At 71.7% G+C, this 18,834-nt stretch carries 14 protein-coding genes; 10 read left to right on the top strand and 4 right to left on the bottom strand.

What is annotated here, in order from left to right; translation table 11 throughout:
• Positions 1-28: 28 nt before the first annotated feature.
• Positions 29-844 (bottom strand): phosphatase, encoded by an 816-nt coding sequence (locus AB0D44_RS10175; protein WP_362587291.1) that lies wholly within the window; start codon positions 842-844, stop codon positions 29-31.
• Positions 845-900: 56 nt separating this feature from the next.
• Positions 901-1,479: a TetR/AcrR family transcriptional regulator gene (locus AB0D44_RS10180; RefSeq protein ID WP_362587294.1), complete on the bottom strand. Its 579-nt coding sequence runs from the start codon at positions 1,477-1,479 to the stop codon at positions 901-903.
• Between the two features lie 99 nt (positions 1,480-1,578).
• Between AB0D44_RS10180 and AB0D44_RS10185 the strand changes: the two genes are divergently transcribed.
• The 10 genes from AB0D44_RS10185 to AB0D44_RS10230 all read left to right on the top strand — a co-directional run bounded on the left by AB0D44_RS10185 (position 1,579) and on the right by AB0D44_RS10230 (position 14,927).
• A complete protein-coding gene (locus AB0D44_RS10185; protein ID WP_362587297.1) occupies positions 1,579-3,195 on the top strand; it encodes a carboxyl transferase domain-containing protein in 1,617 nt (538 codons plus the stop codon).
• 16 nt (positions 3,196-3,211) lie between these two features.
• The gene (locus AB0D44_RS10190; protein WP_362587300.1) at positions 3,212-5,380 is read left to right on the top strand and encodes a biotin carboxylase N-terminal domain-containing protein; all 2,169 of its coding nucleotides are present in this window, start codon (positions 3,212-3,214) and stop codon (positions 5,378-5,380) included.
• Complete coding sequence (locus AB0D44_RS10195; protein WP_362587303.1) at positions 5,377-6,309, top strand: hydroxymethylglutaryl-CoA lyase; 933 nt, start codon at positions 5,377-5,379, stop codon at positions 6,307-6,309. Before AB0D44_RS10190 ends, AB0D44_RS10195 begins: the two co-directional genes overlap by 4 nt.
• A 7-nt stretch (positions 6,310-6,316) precedes the next feature.
• Complete coding sequence (locus AB0D44_RS10200) at positions 6,317-7,477, top strand: acyl-CoA dehydrogenase family protein (protein ID WP_362587306.1); 1,161 nt, start codon at positions 6,317-6,319, stop codon at positions 7,475-7,477.
• A gap of 154 nt (positions 7,478-7,631) precedes the next feature.
• The gene (locus AB0D44_RS10205) at positions 7,632-8,669 is read left to right on the top strand and encodes an ABC transporter substrate-binding protein (protein ID WP_362587309.1); all 1,038 of its coding nucleotides are present in this window, start codon (positions 7,632-7,634) and stop codon (positions 8,667-8,669) included.
• A 40-nt stretch (positions 8,670-8,709) separates the two neighbouring features.
• Positions 8,710-9,609 (top strand): siderophore-interacting protein, encoded by a 900-nt coding sequence (locus AB0D44_RS10210; protein WP_362587312.1) that lies wholly within the window; start codon positions 8,710-8,712, stop codon positions 9,607-9,609.
• Positions 9,610-9,777: 168 nt separating this feature from the next.
• A complete protein-coding gene (locus AB0D44_RS10215) occupies positions 9,778-11,268 on the top strand; it encodes an aspartate aminotransferase family protein (protein WP_362587315.1) in 1,491 nt (496 codons plus the stop codon).
• Positions 11,252-12,553 carry a SidA/IucD/PvdA family monooxygenase gene (locus AB0D44_RS10220; RefSeq protein WP_362587318.1) on the top strand — a complete coding sequence of 434 codons (1,302 nt, stop codon included), beginning with the start codon at positions 11,252-11,254 and terminating at the stop codon, positions 12,551-12,553. Before AB0D44_RS10215 ends, AB0D44_RS10220 begins: the two co-directional genes overlap by 17 nt.
• Entirely contained in the window at positions 12,550-13,149 is a 600-nt protein-coding gene (locus AB0D44_RS10225; protein ID WP_362587321.1) for a GNAT family N-acetyltransferase, read from the top strand. Before AB0D44_RS10220 ends, AB0D44_RS10225 begins: the two co-directional genes overlap by 4 nt.
• Complete coding sequence (locus AB0D44_RS10230; protein ID WP_362587324.1) at positions 13,146-14,927, top strand: IucA/IucC family siderophore biosynthesis protein; 1,782 nt, start codon at positions 13,146-13,148, stop codon at positions 14,925-14,927. The genes AB0D44_RS10225 and AB0D44_RS10230 overlap by 4 nt, the downstream gene beginning before the upstream one ends.
• Before the next feature lie 116 nt (positions 14,928-15,043).
• Here the strand turns inward: AB0D44_RS10230 and AB0D44_RS10235 are convergent, their stop codons facing one another.
• Positions 15,044-17,035 (bottom strand): calcium-binding protein, encoded by a 1,992-nt coding sequence (locus AB0D44_RS10235; protein ID WP_362587327.1) that lies wholly within the window; start codon positions 17,033-17,035, stop codon positions 15,044-15,046.
• A 170-nt stretch (positions 17,036-17,205) separates the two neighbouring features.
• Entirely contained in the window at positions 17,206-18,801 is a 1,596-nt protein-coding gene (locus AB0D44_RS10240) for a beta-N-acetylhexosaminidase (protein WP_362587330.1), read from the bottom strand.
• Between the last annotated feature and the right edge of the window lie 33 nt (positions 18,802-18,834).

The following is an 18,834-nucleotide window of genomic DNA, read 5'->3' on the forward strand; positions in this document are numbered from 1 at the left end:
TGAGCGGCCCCCACGCGTTGAGCGGCCCCTACGCGTTGAGCAGTCCCGCGGCGTCCAGCAGGTACGCCACCAGCGGGTCGTAGAAACGCGGGTCGCGGACGTGGTCGTCCAGCGGGACCGCCACCTGGAGGGTGCCCTCGGCCTCGCCGAGGAAGAGCGCCGGGTCGTTGCAGTCCGCGTACCCCACCGCGTCCAGGCCCCGCTGGGCCGCGCAGCCCGCCCAGCCGTGGTCGGCGACGACCAGGTCCGGCTGCGGGCGGTCCGCTGCCGTCAGCCCGTCCAGGATCGCGGCCATCGGCTCCGGGGAATGGGTGTGCCACAGCGTCGCGCCCCGCTCCAGGACGGCGACGTCGGCGAACTGCCACACCGAGCCCTCGTCGGCCGTCAGCCCGCCCGGGATCACCACGATCTCGCAGCCCGCCGCCCGCAGCGCCGCCGCCGTGGCCCGGTGGACGTCGAGGAGCCCGCCGGGGTGCCCGGTGGCGAGCAGCACGCTCTGCCGGTCCAGCGCGGCCTTCCGCAGCCGGGCCGCCATCCGGTCCAGGCCGGCCACCGTCAGCTCCGGGTCGATGGTGTCCTGGCCGTAGCGGAACGCCGGGTCGTCCACGACCCCGCAGCGCTCCGCCATCACGGCGAGCACGTCCTGCTCGTCCGTCCAGCGGTCGCCCAACTCCAGCCCGAGCCAGTAGTGCCGGTCGCCGTTGGCGAGCTTGCGGTAGTGGGAGAGGTTGTTCTCGCGCGGCGTGGCGACCTGTCCCGCGATGCGCGTGCGGACCAGGTGGTCGACGAGTTCTGCGCGGCTGGGTACGGGCGTCGTCTCTATCGGCTTCGGCATGCGGCCCATTCTGCCGCCGCCCGGGCGGAGCCGCCGCGTCCATCCCGACGGGCGGACACGCCGGTTCACACGGTCAGCGCCCCGAACGCCCCGTGCGCGAGCCGCCGGAGCAGCGACTCCGTCGCCTCCCGACCCAGGGCGGCCAGGTGCGGGGTGGAGTTCAGCAGGCCGAAGACGGCGTGCACGGAGACCCGTACCTCCGCCTCGCCCACCTGCGGGTGCAGTTCCCGTACGACGTCGACCCACAGCTCGACGTACTGGCGCTGCAGCTGCCGGACGAGCTTGCGGTCCGTGTCGCGCAGCCGGTCGAGCTCCCGGTCGTGCAGGGTGATCAGCGCCCGGTCGTCGAGGGCGAAGTCGATGTGCCCGTCGATGAGGGAGGACAGGACCAGCGCGGGATCGCCCGCCGCTTCTTCCACCCGGCGCCGGCCGCCGGTCAGCAGCCGTTCGCTGATGCCGACCAGCAGCTCGGCCAGCATGGCGTCCTTGCCGGCGAAATGCCGGTAGAGGCCGGGGCCGCTGATGCCGACCGCCGCCCCTATTTCGTCTACTCCCACGCCGTGGAACCCACGCGCGGCGAAGAGGCGGGCGGCCTCACTGAGGATCTGCTCGCGACGGGTCGGGGCGGCCGCACTGGTGCTCATGGGAAACCATTCTAGACAGGGCCGTTAGCGCTCGTTAACCTAGGCCGTACATGCGTTAACGCTCATTAACAGCGTGCACCGAGCAAGGGAGCTCGACCGATGCAGCAGGCACCAGTGCTGACGAGCGCCGCGGACCCGGCGTCCGAGGCCTGGCGGACCAACGAGGCCGCCCACCGCGAGCTCGCCGAGGGGCTGCGGGCCCGGCTCGACGCGGCCCGGCTCGGCGGCGGGGAGAAGGCCCGCGCCCGCCACACCGCCCGCGGGAAGCTCCTCCCCCGCGACCGCGTGGACACCCTCCTGGACCCCGGGTCCCCCTTCCTGGAGCTGGCCCCGCTGGCCGCCGAGGGCATGTACGGGGGCGCGGCCCCCGCCGCGGGGGTCGTCGCGGGCATCGGCCGGGTCAGCGGCCGCGAGTGCGTGATCGTCGCGAACGACGCCACCGTCAAGGGCGGCACGTACTACCCGATGACGGTCAAGAAGCACCTGCGCGCCCAGGAGGTGGCGCTGGAGAACCGTCTCCCCTGCCTCTACCTGGTCGACTCGGGCGGCGCCTTCCTGCCCATGCAGGACGAGGTCTTCCCCGACCGGGAGCACTTCGGCCGCATCTTCTACAACCAGGCCCGCATGTCGGGCGCCGGCATCCCGCAGATCGCGGCCGTCCTCGGCTCCTGCACGGCGGGCGGCGCGTACGTACCCGCCATGAGCGACGAGGCCGTCATCGTCCGCAACCAGGGCACGATCTTCCTCGGCGGCCCGCCGCTGGTGAAGGCCGCCACCGGCGAGGTGGTCACGGCCGAGGAGCTCGGCGGCGGCGAGGTCCACTCCCGCATCTCCGGCGTGACCGACCACCTCGCGGAGGACGACGCGCACGCGCTGCGGATCGTACGGAACATCGTGGCGACCCTGCCCGAGCGCGGGGCCCTGCCCTGGTCGGTGGAGGCGCCGGAAGAGCCGAAGGTGGACCCGTCCGGGCTGTACGGCGCGGTCCCCGTCGACTCGCGCACCCCCTACGACGCCCGCGAGATCATCGCGCGGATCGTGGACGGGTCCCGCTTCCAGGAGTTCAAGTCGGAGTTCGGCCAGACGCTCGTCACCGGCTTCGCGCGGATCCACGGCCACCCGGTCGGGATCATCGCCAACAACGGCATCCTGTTCGCCGAATCCGCCCAGAAGGGCGCGCACTTCATCGAGCTGTGCGACCAGCGCGGCATCCCGCTCCTGTTCCTCCAGAACATCTCGGGCTTCATGGTCGGCCGCGACTACGAGGCGGGCGGCATCGCCAAGCACGGCGCCAAGATGGTGACGGCGGTGGCCTGCGCCCGAGTGCCGAAGCTGACGGTGGTGGTCGGCGGCTCGTACGGCGCCGGCAACTACTCGATGTGCGGCCGGGCGTACTCGCCGCGCTTCCTGTGGATGTGGCCCAACGCAAAGATCTCCGTGATGGGCGGGGAGCAGGCGGCCTCGGTGCTGGCGACGGTCAAGCGCGACCAGATCGAGGGCGCGGGGCAGGAGTGGCCGGCCGAGGACGAGGAGGCCTTCAAGGCGCCCGTCCGCGCGCAGTACGAGGAGCAGGGCAACGCCTACTACGCCACGGCGCGGCTGTGGGACGACGGGGTCATCGACCCGCTGGAGACCCGGCAGGTGCTCGGGCTGGCCCTGACCGCGTGCGCGAACGCCCCGCTGGGCGACTCCGCTTTCGGCATCTTCCGTATGTGACGTGAGGACCTCTTCGATGTTCAGCACTGTTCTGGTCGCCAACCGGGGCGAGATCGCGGTCCGGGTCATCCGTACGCTGCGAGAGCTCGGGATGCGGTCCGTGGCCGTCTTCAGCGACGCCGACGCGGACGCGCGGCATGTACGGGAGGCCGACACGGCCGTCCGGATCGGCCCGGCGGCGGCCGCCGAGAGCTACCTGTCCGTGAAGCGGCTGCTCGACGCGGCCCGCCGCACCGGCGCCGAGGCCGTCCACCCCGGCTACGGCTTCCTCGCGGAGAACGCGGCGTTCGCGCAGGCCTGCGCCGACGCCGGGCTGGCCTTCATCGGGCCGCCCCCTTCGGCGATCTCCCTGATGGGCGACAAGATCCGGGCCAAGGAGACGGTGAAGGCGGCGGGCGTGCCCGTGGTCCCCGGCTCCTCCGGGAGCGGCCTGTCGGACGCCGAACTGGTCGCCGCCGCCGAGGAGATCGGCATGCCGGTGCTGCTGAAGCCCTCCGCGGGCGGCGGCGGCAAGGGCATGCGGCTGGTGCGCGACGCCGCCGTGCTGGCCGAGGAGATCGCGGCGGCCCGCCGCGAGGCCCGGTCCTCCTTCGGCGACGACACGCTCCTGGTCGAGCGGTGGATCGACCGCCCCCGGCACATCGAGATCCAGGTCCTCGCCGACTCCCACGGGAACGTCGTCCACCTGGGCGAGCGCGAGTGCTCCCTCCAGCGGCGCCACCAGAAGGTGATCGAGGAGGCGCCGTCGGTCCTGCTGGACGACAAGACCCGCACGGCGATGGGCGCGGCGGCGGTGGAGGCGGCCCGCTCGTGCGGGTACGTCGGCGCGGGCACGGTGGAGTTCATCGTTCCGGGCGGGGACCCGTCCTCCTACTACTTCATGGAGATGAACACCCGTCTCCAGGTCGAGCACCCGGTGACGGAGCTGATCACCGGCCTGGACCTGGTGGAGCAGCAGCTGCGGGTCGCCTCCGGACGGGCCCTGGCCTTCACCCAGGACGAGGTCCGGCTGACGGGCCACGCGATCGAGGCGCGCGTCTGCGCCGAGGATCCGTCGCGGGGGTTCCTGCCGTCCGGGGGCACGGTGCTGGCGCTGTCGGAGCCGTCGGGCGGGGCGGTCCGTACCGACTCCGGCCTGACGGCCGGGGTGCCGGTCGGATCGACGTACGACCCGATGCTGTCGAAGGTCATCGCGTACGGGCCGGACCGGGCGAGTGCGCTGCGCCTGCTGCGGGGTGCTCTGGCGGACACCGTGATCCTGGGCGTCCAGACCAACGCCGGTTTCCTGCGGAGACTGCTGGCCCACCCGGACGTGGTGTCCGGGGACCTGGACACGGGCCTGGTGGAGCGCGACCTTTCCGGGCTCCTCCCGGACGGCGTCCCGCCGGAGGTGTACGCGGCGGCTGCGCTGCTGGACATCCCCCACCCCGCTTCTTCCCGAAACCGGCCGCTGCCCGGATCCTCGCCTCACTCGCCGGCGGGGCCGGGCATGGCTGCGCCCGTGCCGGGCAGCCGAGGCGGCGGCTCCGCCGCGTGGGTGGACCCCTTCGGGGTCCCCAGCGGCTGGCGCCTGGGCGGTACCCCCGCCTGGACCGTGCACCACTTCCGCCTCCCGGGCCACGACCCGATCGCGGTCCGCACCCGCGCGGAGGCGACCGCCCCGGCCACCGGGTCCGGCTCGACCACGGAGCTCCTCCTGAGCGGCTCCACCGAGGCGAACCCGGCCTCGCCGGAGTTCGAGGCGCGGGATCTGGGGCAGGGCCCCGGCGCACCGGCCCGCGCCCGCATCGTCAGCCGCACCACCGACCACCTCACCATCGAGCTGGACGGCATCACGCACACCTTCAGCCACGCCGCCTCCCCGGAGGGGACCTGGCTCGGCCGCGACGGCGACTCCTGGCACGTCCAGCGCCACGACCCCGTCACGGCCCACGGCGCGGCAAGCGCAGGGGCCGACACCCTCGCCGCCCCCATGCCCGGCACGGTCACGGTCGTCAAGGTGGCCGTCGGGGACAAGGTGGCCGCCGGCCAGAGCCTCCTGGTCGTCGAGGCGATGAAGATGGAGCACGTCATCTCCGCCCCGCACGCCGGGACCGTCACCGAACTCGACGTCACCCCCGGCGCCACCGTGGCCATGGACCAGGTCCTGGCCGTGGTCACCGCGGACGAGGAGGAGGGCGCATGAGCGGCCTGCCCATGACCGTTCCGTCGCCCGGCCTGCCGGCCCGGGTGCGGATCCACGAGGTCGGCGCCCGTGACGGGCTGCAGAACGAGAAGACGGCCGTACCCACGGAGGTGAAGGCCGAGTTCGTCCACCGCCTCGCCGCCGCCGGCCTGACCACCATCGAGGCCACCAGCTTCGTGCACCCCAAGTGGGTGCCCCAACTGGCCGACGCCGAGCAGCTCTTCCCGCTGCTCGGCGACGTCGAGGCCGCCCTGCCCGTGCTCGTGCCCAACGAGCGGGGCCTCGACCGGGCCCTGGCCCTCGGGGCGAGCCGCATCGCCGTCTTCGGCTCCGCCACCGAGACCTTCGCCTCGCGCAACCTCAACCGCACGGTCGCCGAGTCCCTCACCATGTTCGAGCCGGTCGTGGCCCGTGCCAAGGAGGGCGGGGCGCACGTCCGCGGCTACCTCTCCATGTGCTTCGGCGACCCCTGGGAGGGGGCGGTCCCGGTCCACCAGGTGGTCCGGGTGGCCAAGGCCCTGCTGGACCTCGGCTGCGACGAGCTGAGCCTCGGCGACACCATCGGTGTCGCCACCCCCGGCCACGTCGAGGCGCTGCTCGGCGCCCTCAACGAGGAAGGCGTGCCCACCGACCGCATCGGCGTGCACTTCCACGACACCTACGGCCAGGCCCTGTCCAACACCCTCGCCGCGCTCCGGCACGGCGTGACCACGGTCGACGCCTCCGCCGGCGGCCTGGGCGGCTGCCCGTACGCGAAGAGCGCCACCGGGAACCTCGCCACGGAGGACCTGGTGTGGATGCTCGACGGCCTCGGCATCGAGACCGGGGTCGATCTGGCCGCCCTCACCGCCACGAGCGTGTGGATGGCCGAACAGCTGGGGCGACCGAGCCCCTCCCGTACCGTCCGCGCCCTCTCCCACAAGGAGTAACGAAGACATGTCCCTCGACCACCGGCTCACCCCCGAGCACGAGGAACTCCGCCGTACCGTCGAGGCGTTCGCGCACGACGTGATCGCGCCGAAGATCGGCGACCTGTACGAACGGCACGAGTTCCCGTACGAGATCGTCCGCGAGATGGGCCGCATGGGCCTGTTCGGCCTGCCCTTCCCGGAGGAGTACGGCGGCATGGGCGGCGACTACCTCGCCCTCGGCATCGCCCTGGAGGAGCTGGCCCGCGTCGACTCCTCGGTCGCCATCACCCTGGAGGCCGGGGTCTCCCTCGGCGCCATGCCGCTGTACCTGTTCGGCACCGAGGAGCAGAAGCGGGAGTGGCTGCCGAAGATGTGCTCCGGGGAGGTCCTGGGCGCCTTCGGCCTGACCGAGCCGGGCGCGGGCAGCGACGCCGGGGGCACCCGCACCACCGCCGTCCGCGAGGGCGACGAGTGGGTCATCAACGGCTCCAAGTGCTTCATCACCAACTCGGGCACGGACATCACCGGCCTGGTCACCGTCACCGCCGTGACGGGCCGCAAGGCCGACGGCCGCCCGGAGATCTCCTCGATCATCGTCCCGTCCGGCACGCCCGGCTTCACGGTCGCCGCCCCCTACTCCAAGGTCGGCTGGAACGCCTCGGACACCCGCGAGCTGTCCTTCGACGGCGTACGGGTGCCGCTCGCCAACCTGGTCGGCGAAGAGGGCCGCGGCTACGCGCAGTTCCTGCGGATCCTCGACGAGGGCCGGATCGCCATCTCCGCGCTCGCGACGGGCCTGGCCCAGGGCTGTGTGGACGAGTCGGTGAAGTACGCGAGGGAGCGCCACGCCTTCGGCAAGGCGATCGGCGACAACCAGGCCATCCAGTTCAAGCTGGCCGACATGGAGATGCGCGCCCACATGGCCCGCATCGGCTGGCGCGACGCCGCCTCGCGGCTGGTGCGCGGCGAGCCGTTCAAGAAGGAGGCGGCGATCGCCAAGCTGTACTCCTCCACGGTGGCCGTGGACAACGCCCGGGACGCCACGCAGATCCACGGCGGCTACGGGTTCATGAACGAGTACCCGGTGGCCCGTATGTGGCGGGACTCGAAGATCCTGGAGATCGGCGAGGGCACCAGCGAGGTCCAGCGCATGCTCATCGCCCGCGAACTGGGCTTCTCCGCCTAGGCATCGCACGGGTCCGCGGCGCCGTGCGCCGTGCGCCCGCATGTCGGGGGGTCCTAGAAACTTAGGGCCCCCTTACCGTTTTCAGCCAAGGTTAGGCTAACCTTCCTTCGAACGGCTCAGTGGCCGCCCGGAACGCACGAAAACGGACATCGACATGCCCAAGTCCCGAACCTCCTCCCTCACCCGCCGCGGATTCATCGCGGCCGGCGGCGCCCTCGGCCTCGTCGCGGCGCTGGCCGCGTGCGGCGGCACCGATTCGGCGAAGGGCGACGGCGGCGCGGACAAGGGCGCCGCGGCGTCGGGCGCCTGGACCTTCAAGGACGACCTCGGCCACGACGTCACCACCAAGGCCAAGCCGAAGAACATCGTCGCCTTCACCGGCACGGCCGCCGCGCTGTACGACTACGGCATCCCGGTCAAGGGCGTGTTCGGCCCGACGAAGACCGCCGACGGCAAGGCCGACGTGCAGGCCGGCTCGATGGACATCTCCAAGGTCGAGATCATCGGCAACGTCTACGACGAGTTCAACGTCGAGAAGTACGCGGCCCTGCAGCCCGACCTGCTCGTCACCAACACCTGGGACGGCAGCTACTGGTACGTGCCCGAGGCCTCCAAGGAGAAGATCCTGGGCCTGGCCCCGGCCGCCGCGATCTCCGTGGGCGGCGACGCCACGCTGGACAAGGCTCTGGAGCGCACCGCGGAGCTCGCCAAGTCCCTCGGCGCGGACATGAACGCCAAGAACACCGTCGACTCCAAGGCCCGCTTCGAGGCGGCCGCCGCCAAGGTCCGCGAGGCCACCAAGGCCAACCCGGGCATCAAGGTCCTCGTCGGCTCCGGCGCCGCCGACCTGTTCTACGTCTCCACCCCGGACACCTCGGCCGACCTGAAGTACTTCAAGTCCCTCGGCGTCGAGTTCGTCACCCCGGAGAAGCTGGACGAGGGCGGCTTCTTCGAGAGCCTCAGCTGGGAGAACGCCGGCAAGTACAAGGCCGACGTCGTCCTGCTCGACAACCGCACCGGCACCCTGCAGCCGCAGGACCTGAAGGCGAAGGCCACCTGGGCCGAGCTCCCGGCGGTCAAGGCCGGCCAGATCACCCCGCGCGTCACCGAGCCGATCTACTCGTACGCCAAGTGCGCCGCGATCCTCGAGGACCTCGCGAAGGCCATCCAGAACGCCAAGAAGGTCAGCTGACCGCGCTTCCTTCCGGCCCGATCCCAGGGGGACCCTCCGTATGACCGACACCGCGGCCGACGCCCCGGCCGCCCTGCACTTCGGGTTCTTCGCACTCGACGTGCTCCGCACGCGCCGCCTTGGCCGCTCGTTCCTACGGGTGACCTTCGGCGGCGAGTCCCTCGCGGACTTCCGCTCGGGCGGCTTCGACCAGAGCCTGTCGCTCTTCCTCCCTCCGCCCGGCCAGGAGCACACCGTGCTCCCGTCCACGGACGAGGACGACTGGTTCGCCGCCTGGCGCGGCATGCCGGACGGGGAGCGGCCGGTGATGCGCTCCTACACGGTGCGCGAACAGCGCCGCACGGCCGAGGGCGTGGACGAGCTCGACATCGACTTCGTCCTGCACGGAGACTCGGGTCCCGCCTCCCGGTGGGCGGGGCGGGCGGTCACCGGCCGCCGGATCATGGCGATCGGGCCGGTCGTCGCGCAGAACAAGTCCGTACGGTTCCAGCCACCGGCCGGCAGCGACGCGGTCTGGATGTACGCGGACGAGACCGCCCTGCCGGCCGCGGCCGCGATCCTGGAGCGGCTGCCCGCCGGGACCCGGGTCCGGGCGTGGTTCGAGGTCCCTCACCAGGACGACCGGCTCGCGCTGTCGACCCCGGCCGACGCGGAGATCACCTGGATGGTCCGCGAGGGCGACGGCCGCGACCGTACCGAGCAGGTACTGAACGCGCTGCGCGCGGCAGGACCGCTCGCCGGCCAGGCCCCGTACGTATGGCTGGCGGGCGAGGCCGGCACCGTGCGCGCGGCGCGGCGCCACTTCGTGCAGGAACGATCCGTCGACCGCCGCTCGGTGCGTTTCACCGGCTACTGGCGGCTCGGCGCGAGCGAGGAGCAGCTCCTCGCGGAGGCCTACGCAGGCCAGGCTCCCAGTGAGGACCCTGCTTCCGAGCTGTAGTCAACTCCCTTCCACCACAGGGCATTTCCGTCATGGGCCCCGGCTTTCCAGCCGGGGCCCTTTCTGTTTGGCGTGAAAGTTAGGTTAGGCTAACCTAAGTATCGATTCCCCACCCTCTCTCCCCCAGCCACCGCTGGGAGGCACTCCCACCTGCCCGGAGGAACGTTGATGCGCTCGCATCTGCTGAACGAGACGACCGCGGACCTCTACCGGCGTTCGGTCATCGAGGGCGTCGAACGCGTCGCCGCCAAACTCGCGACCACCCGGCGGCCCCACACCGGTATCCGCGTGGACGAACTCGCCCCGGTCATCAACGGGATCGACCTGGACCAGCCGCTCGAGGACCCCGCCGCCGCCCTCGACGAGCTCGAGGACGTCTACCTGCGCGACGCGGTGTACTTCCACCACCCGCGCTACCTCGGCCACCTCAACTGCCCGGTCGTCATCCCTGCGGTGCTCGGCGAGGCCGTCCTCTCGGCCGTCAACTCCTCCCTCGACACCTGGGACCAGTCCATCGGCGGCACGCTCATCGAGCGCCGCCTCATCGACTGGACCGCGCAGCGCATCGGCCTCGGCCCGGGCGCGGACGGCGTCTTCACCTCGGGCGGCAGCCAGTCCAACTTCCATGCCCTGCTGCTGGCCCGCGACGAGGCCTGCCGCATCGCCGTGAAGAAGGCCCTGGAGGAGGGGCGCGAGCTCACCAAGGCCGAACTCCTCCCGAAACTGCGGATCTTCACCTCCGAGGCGAGCCACTTCAGCGTGAAGAAGTCGGCCGCCATGCTCGGACTCGGCTACGAGGCCGTCATCGCCGTCCCCGTCGACCGGAGCCGCCGGATGGACACCGCGGTCCTGGCCCTGGAGCTCGAGCAGTGCGCCGCCGAGGGCCTGCTCCCGATGGCCGTCGTCGCCACCGCCGGCACCACCGACTTCGGGTCCATCGACCCGCTGCCCGAGATCGCCCACCTGGCCTCCGAGCACTGCGCCTGGATGCACGTGGACGCCGCCTACGGCTGCGGGCTGCTGGTCTCCCCCACCCGCCGGCACCTCCTCGACGGCATCGAGCACGCCGACTCCGTCACCGTCGACTACCACAAGTCGTTCTTCCAGCCCGTCAGCTCCAGCGCCGTGCTCGTCCGCGACCGGGCCACCCTGGCGCACGCCACGTACCACGCGGACTACCTCAACCCGCGCCGCATGGCCGAGGAACGCATCCCCAACCAGGTCGACAAGTCCATCCAGACCACGCGCCGCTTCGACGCGCTCAAGCTGTGGATGACCCTGCGCGTCATGGGCGCCGACGGCGTCGGCTCCCTCTTCGACGAGGTCGTCGACCTGGCCGCCGCCGGCTGGGACCTCATCGACGCCGACCCGCGCTACGAGGTCATCGTCAAGCCGCAGATCTCCACCCTGGTCTTCCGCTACGTCCCGCACGGCGATGTCCGGGCCGACCTGGTCGACGAGGCCAACCTGCACGCCCGCAGGGCCCTGTTCGCCTCGGGCGAGGCCGTCGTCGCCGGCACCAAGGTGGACGGGCACCACTACCTGAAGTTCACCCTCCTCAACCCGCAGACCACCACGGCCGACATCAGGGCCGTGCTCGACCTCCTCGCCGCACACGCCGAGCAGTTCCTGGGAGAATCCCTTGCCGTCCACCGCTGAGCCCCACGACTTCATCGGCATCGGCCTCGGTCCCTTCAACCTGGGACTCGCCTGCCTGACCGCCCCGATCGACGAGCTCGACGGCCTCTTCATCGAGTCGAAGCCGCACTTCGAGTGGCACGCCGGAATGTTCCTGGACGGCGCGCACCTGCAGACGCCGTTCCTGTCGGACCTGGTCACCCTCGCCGACCCGACCTCGCCCTTCTCCTTCCTGAACTACCTGAAGGACAACGACCGGCTGTACTCCTTCTACATCCGGGAGAACTTCTACCCTCTGCGGGCCGAGTACAACGACTACTGCCGCTGGGCCGCCGACCGGCTCGACAACGTGCTGTACTCCACCTCCGTCACCGAGGTCACCTACGACGAGCGGGCCGGCCTCTACGAGGTCCACACCGACCGGGGCGGCACCCACCTGGCCCGCCGCCTGGTCCTGGGCACCGGCACCCCGCCCTTCGTCCCGGACGCCTGCGCGGGCCTCGGCGGCGACTTCCTGCACAACTCCGCGTACATGCAGCACAAGCCGGAGCTCCAGAAGAAGAAATCGATCACCCTGGTCGGCTCGGGCCAGAGCGCCGCCGAGATCTACCACGACCTCCTCACCGAGATCGACGTGTACGGCTACCGGCTCAACTGGGTGACGCGCTCACCACGGTTCTTCCCGCTGGAGTACACGAAGCTGACCCTGGAGATGACCTCCCCCGAGTACGTGGACTACTTCCACGCCCTCCCCGAGGACACCCGCTACCGGCTGGAGACCCAGCAGAAGAACCTCTTCAAGGGCATCGACGGCGATCTGATCAACGCCATCTTCGACCTGCTCTACCAGAAGAAGGTCAGCATGCCGGGCCCGGTCCCGACCACCCTGCTGACCAACACCTCGCTGAACAGCGCGGCCTACGACACCACCACGGGTACCTACACCCTGGGCCTGCGCCAGGAGGAGCAGGAGCGGGACTTCTGCCTCGCCTCCGAGGGGCTGGTCCTGGCCACCGGCTACCGGTACCGGGTCCCGGAGTTCCTCGCCCCGGTGCGCGACCGGCTGAACTTCGACGGCCGCGGACGGCTGGACGCCGCCCGCAACTACAGCGTCGACACCACCGGGCGCGGGATCTACCTGCAGAACGGCACGACCCACAACCACTCCCTCACCTCGCCCGACCTGGGCATGGCCGCGTACCGCAACGCCTACATCATCGGCGAGCTCCTGGGCCGCGCCCCCTACAAGGTCGAGAAGTCCATCGCGTTCCAGCAGTTCGCAGTCCCGGAAGGCATGCCCGCATGAGCACCACCGGCTCCACCACCGAGATCCTCTACACCCGCACCGACGCGGTCCTCGGCACCTTCGCCATCCGCCCGCTGGACCCCTTCCGCGACGCGGAGCTCCTGCACGGCTGGGTCACGCACCCCAAGGCCGCGTTCTGGATGATGCAGGACGCCTCCCTGCCGGACGTCGAGCGCGCCTACATGCAGATCGCCGCGGCCGAGCACCACCAGGCCTTCATCGGCCTGCACGAGGGCCGGCCCGCCTTCCTGATGGAGACGTACGACCCGGCCCGCCTGGAGCTCGTCGGCCTGTACGACGCCCAGCCCGGCGACGTCGGCATGCACTTCCTCGTCGCTCCGGGCGAGCGGCCGCTGCACGGGTTCACCCGCGCGGTCATCACCACCGTCATGGCGGCCGTGTTCGCCGACCCGCGGACCCGGCGCGTCGTGGTCGAGCCCGACGTCCGCAACACCGCCGTGCACGCCCTGAACGAGGCGGTCGGCTTCGTGCCCGACCGCCCGGTCCGCAAGCCGGAGAAGGAAGCCCTCCTCAGCTTCTGCACCCGCGCCGGGTTCGAGGCGGCCACCGGCGTCACCGAGGAGCTCTCGATATGAACCTCGCCGACGCCGTCTCCCACCTCTCCCCCGAGCTCTGGACCCGCGCCAACCGCGCCCTGGTCCGCAAGGCCCTCGCGGAGTTCTCCCACGAGCGTCTGCTGACCCCCGAGCGCCTCGACAGCGGCCTCTACTCGGTCCTGAGCGACGACTCCTCGGTGGAGTACCGCTTCGCGGCCACGCGCCACGCCCTGGACCACTGGTCCGTGGACGAGGCGTCCATCACCCGCCACCGAGGCGGCGCCGAGCTGCCGCTGGACGCCCTCGACTTCCCCCTCGAGTTCCGCAAGTCCCTGGGCCTGAGCGCCGAGGTCCTGCCCGTCTACCTGGAGGAGATCTCCTCCACGCTGGCCGGCTCGGGCTACAAGTACAGCAAGCCGCAGATCTCCTCCGCCGTCCTCGCGAAGTCCTCCTTCCAGGACATCGAGACCGGCATGACCGAGGGCCACCCCTGCTTCGTCGCGAACAACGGCCGCCTGGGATTCGGCGTGCACGAGTACCTCTCGTACGCCCCGGAGGCGGCGAGCCCGGTCCACCTGGTGTGGGTGGCGGCCCGCAAGGACGTGTCCACCTTCACGGCGGGCGCAGGCCTGGACCACGACACGTTCCTGCGCGAGGAGCTGGGCGAGGAGACCCTCGCGGCCTTCTCCGCCACGATGACCGGCCTCGGCCTGGACCTGGCGGACTACCACCTCCTCCCGGTCCACCCCTGGCAGTGGTGGAACAAGACCACCATCACCTTCGCCGCCGAGATCGCCAACCGTCGCCTGGTCCTGCTGGGCGAGGGCACCGACGCGTACCTGGCGCAGCAGTCGATCCGGACCTTCTTCAACACCAGCGCCCCCGGAAAGCACTACGTCAAGACGGCCATCTCGGTGCTGAACATGGGCTTCATGCGGGGCCTGTCGGCCGCGTACATGGAGGCCACCCCGGCCATCAACGACTGGCTCCACCAGCTGATCGAGTCGGACCCGGTGCTGCGCTCCGTCGACTTCTCGATCATCCGCGAGCGCGCGGCGATCGGCTACCACCACCGCCAGTACGAACGCGCCACCGACCGGTACTCCCCGTACCGCAAGATGCTGGCCGCCCTGTGGCGCGAGTCGCCGGTGAACTCGCTGCGGGGCGAGGAGCGCCTGGCCACCATGGCCTCGCTCCTCCACGTGGACTCCGAGGGCCGGTCCTTCGCCGGCGCCCTGATCGCGGAATCGGGCCTGCCGCCCGCCGAGTGGCTGCGCTCCTACCTGCGGGCCTACCTGGTCCCGCTCCTGCACTGCTTCTACCGGTACGACCTCGCGTACATGCCGCACGGCGAGAACACCCTCCTCGTCATCGAGGGCGGCGTGGTGAAGCGGGCGGTCTTCAAGGACATCGCCGAGGAGATCGTGGTCATGGACCCGGACGCGGTGCTGCCGCCCGCGGTCGAGCGGGTGCGGGCGGACGTCCCGGAGGACATGAAGCTGCTGTCGGTCTTCACGGACGTCTTCGACTGCTTCTTCCGCTTCCTGGGTCCCATCCTGGCGACGGAGGGCATCTGCGAGGAGGACGCCTTCTGGAAGGCGGTCGCGGACTGCGTCCACGCGTACCAGGACTCCGTGCCGGCCCTGTCGGACCGCTTCGCGCGCTACGACCTGTTCGCCGAGGAGTTCCCGCTGTCCTGCCTGAACCGCCTCCAGCTGCGCAACAACGAGCAGATGGTCGACCTCGCCGATCCGTCCGCCGCGCTGCAGCTGGTCGGCACCCTGGAGAACCCCGTCGCGGCCTTCGCCCGGCGGTGACCGGGGCGGGGCGGGCAGCCGATACGGTCCCTCGGCCGCCCGTCCCTCCCCGCAGCACGAAGGCGTGTCCGCGAAGCCCTGGCGGGGCCCCTTCGCGGACACGCCTCGCGCGCGTCCTAGGGGCAGCTCAGCCGGGTGTCGCCCGGGTCGGTCGTGCAGGTGTCGGTGCCGGAGCCGCCGTTGGCGGTGTCGTTGCCGAAGACGCCGTCGACCGTGTTGAGCCGGTCGTCGCCGTAGTTGCCGACGAGGGTGTCGTTCCCGGTATCGCCGTTCAGCGTGTCGTTCCCGAAGCCGCCGTCGACGTTGTCGTTGCCGGGGCCGGCGTGGACGGTGTCGTTGCCGTAGCCGGGCCTGATGGTGTCGTTGCCGCTGAGGCCGCAGATCACGTCGGTGAAGTAGCCCCCGTTCAGGGTGTCCGCGCCGCTGGTGCCGATGATCGTGCAGCCGCGTGCGTTGTTGACCGTGGTGGTGGCCGTCGCGGTGTTGTTGCCGGTCACGGGGTCGCTCTGCGCGGCGCTGGCCGTGGCCCGGTCGGTCAGCGTGCCCGTGGCGCGCGGTTCGGCGACCAGGGTCACGGTGGCCGAGGCACCCGGGGCCAGGGAGCCCAGAGCGCAGGTGGCGCTGGTGGCGGTGAGGGTGCAGGTGCCCTGGCCGGGCGTGGCGGCCAGCAGGGAGCCGGGTCCGGTGAGGGTGTCGGCCAGGGTGACGCCGGTGGCCGTGGTCGCGGTGCTCGTGTTGGTCACGGTCACGGTGTAGGTGGCCTGGTCGCCGATGCTGACGGTGGTGGTCCCGGCCTTGGTGACCGACAACAGGTCCGTGGGCGGGGGCGGCGGCTCACTGCCCCCGCCGCCCAGGTAACGGGCCACGCCGCGGTTGGAGTTGAGGCTGTTGGCCTCGCCGACGACACCGGCGGCGAGGATCTTGCCGTCGGCCTGCACGGCCACGGAGGAGGCCTGGTCGGAAATGCCGCCGAAGTCGGTGGTCAGGCGGCCGTCGCCGCTGAAGTCCGGGTCCAGGCTGCCGCCGGTGTTGTACCGCGCCAGTGCGAAGTCGCTCTCGTAGAAGCCGGCCGCGACGATCCTGCCGTCCAACTGCAGCGCCACGTCCGCCGCACCGGCGTTCGCGGGGCCGAAGGAGGTGGTCAGCCTGCCGTCGCCGTCGAAGGTGGTGTCCCAGGCGCCGTTGGCGGTGAACCGGGCCAGGGCGAAGGAGTTCCCGGAGGCGCCCGCCGTGACGATCTTGCCATCGGGCTGCAGCGCCACGCCCTCGGCGCCGGCTCCGAAGCCGGTGGTCACCTTGCCGTCACCGTCGAAGGACGTGTCCAGGCCGCCGGTGGCGTGGTAGCGGGCCAGTGTGAAACCCGAGGGGGTGTGCCCGGAGGCGATGATCCTGCCGTCCGGCTGCAAAGCCAGGTCGGCAACGATCTGGCAGCAGCCGCCCCCGAAATCGGTCATGACGATGCCGTCGCCGTCGAAGGTCGTGTCCGGGCTGCCGGTGGGGGTGAGGCGTGCCAGCGTCCACCGCCCGAAGCTCCCCCCGCCGAGGACGAGCCCCCCGTTCGGCTGCACCACGACCGCCTCGGCGGTCTCGATCGCGTCGACGTCGATCTCCGTCAGCGCCCTGCCGCCGTCACCGAAGCCGGTGTCCAGGCTGCCGTCGGGGTGGTAGCGGGCCGTCGCCCACGTCCCGTAGCCGCCCCACGAGGTGGAACCCCCCACCACCACGATCTTGCCGTCGGGCTGCAGGGCCACGGCCCGGGCCTCGTCGTTGTTCACGTCGAAGTCGGTGGTGACGATGCCGTCGCCGCCGCCGAAGCTCGTGTCCAGGCTGCCGTCGGTGTTGTAGCGCACCACGACGAAGTCGACCGAGGTCTCGGAGAAGTAGCCGTCGCCGACCGTGACGATCTTCCCGTCCGGCTGGACGGCCATGCCCGTCACGTTCTCGTAGCCGGTCACGTCCGTGATGACCTTGCCGTCGCCGCTGAACGCGGGGTCCAGGTCGCCGGGGGCGGCCGATGCCACGGCGGACAGGCTCAGGGCCAGCGCCAGTGCGGCGGCGCTCACCGCGCCGATGCGCCCGGCCCGGCGCCGTGGGGAATACAGGGGCATGGGGTTATCACTCCGTCCGTCGGTTCCTGGGGCCCCACCACCTTTCTGGCGCGCCGGCGCCGAGCGGGTCACGGCCGGGCCGGGCTGCGCCCACTGGACCCCTGGTTCCACTCCCACGAGTGACGGACCGGCCCCCCGCATTGCGCAGGCGGCGCCCCGCGCGTAGGTGCCTAGGAGGTCCACGGCACGTCCGGTGCCCGGTAGTAGGCGATGTCCTGCGCGTCCAGGCGCGGACCCTGCGCACCCAGCCGCCGGCCGTACGACGCCCAGTCGAGGGCGGCGGCGGGTGACCAGCCCAGCTCCGCCAGCCCCAGCACCCGCGGGAACGCCATCAGCTCCCAGTCCGCCCGCGTGGCGATGGTCTCCGTCCACAGCGGCGCCTCCACGCCCAGGACGGCCGACTCGGGGACCCCGGGCAGGTAGGCCCCCGGGTTCCAGGAGTACGACCGTTCCACCGGGACGAACCCGGCCCACGCCAGCCCCGGCTTCGTCCGCAGGTCGTACTTCATGTCCAGGTACAGCCGGTCCGCCGGCGACAGGATCAGCCGGTGCCCCGCCTTCGCGGCCGCCACGACCCCGGCCTTCTCCGCGGCCGGCGTCCGGTCGTGCCCCCAGTACTGCAGCACCGCCCCCTCGGCGGGGCGCGCCGCCGCGAGCTGGTGCCAGGCCACCACCGTCTTCCCGTACCGGCCCACCACCGCCTGCGCCCGGTCCATGAAGGCCGCGTAGTCCGCGGCCGGCGTCGAGTGCGCCTCGTCGCCGCCGATGTGCAGGTAGCGGCCCGGCGTCAGCTCCGCCAGTTCGCCGAGCACCTGCTCGACGAACTCGTACGTCCGCTCCTTGGCGACGCACAGCGAGCTGAAGCCCACCTTGGTCCCGGTGTACCGCGGCGGTGCCTTCCCGTCGCAGTTCAGTTCGGCGTACGAGGCGAGCGCCGCGTTCGTGTGCCCCGGCATGTCGATCTCCGGGACCACGTCCACGTACCGCTCCCTGGCGTACGCGACGAGCTCCCGGTACTGGTCCTTCGTCCAGTGCCCGCCCGGTCCGCCGCCGACTTCGCCGGCGCCCCCGTACTGCGCCAGCCGCGGCCAGGAGTCGACCGCGAGGCGCCAGCCCTGGTCGTCGGTCAGGTGCACGTGCAGGGTGTTGACCTTGTACTGGGCCAGCTGGTCGACGTACCTCTTGACCTGCTCCACTGTGAAGAAGTGCCGGGCGATGTCGATCATCGCCCCCCGGTACGCGAAGCGCGGCCGGTCGGTGACCGTCCCGCCGGGCACCGTCCCGGGTCCGGCCACCGGTACCAGCTGGCGCAGCGTCTGCCCGGCGTGGAACAGCCCCGCCGGGGTCCGTGCGGTGAGGGTGATCCCGGCCGGGCCGACCTGGAGCCGGTACCCCTCGTCCCCGACCTCCTGGGCCCCCTCGTCGATCCGGAGCCGGATCCCGTCACCCCCGGCCCCGTCGACCACGGGCAGCGGGAGTCCGCTCGGGCCGCGCAGCTGCTCCGCGAGGAGTTCGCCGACCCGCCGGACCTCCTCGCCCGGTCCCCGCCCCGTCCGGATGACCGTGCCCGGCCCGAAGGAGTACCCGGGGCCCGCGGCGCGAGCGGAGACGGGGGCGGGCAGCAGCCCTTCGAAGGGGGTCAGGGCTGCCGCCGGGGCGGCGTCGCCGGGTCTGGCGTCGTCGCCCCGGGCTGCGGTGCAGGACACGGCAGCGCCGAGTGCGGACAGGACGAGGAGGGTGCCGAGCGCGCGTCGCAGGACTCTCATGGCTCAGGTATAGGCCAAGTGGGCCCGGGCGGC

It is taken from the genome of Streptomyces sp. NPDC048349 (assembly GCF_040651925.1).
Classification (GTDB): domain Bacteria; phylum Actinomycetota; class Actinomycetes; order Streptomycetales; family Streptomycetaceae; genus Streptomyces.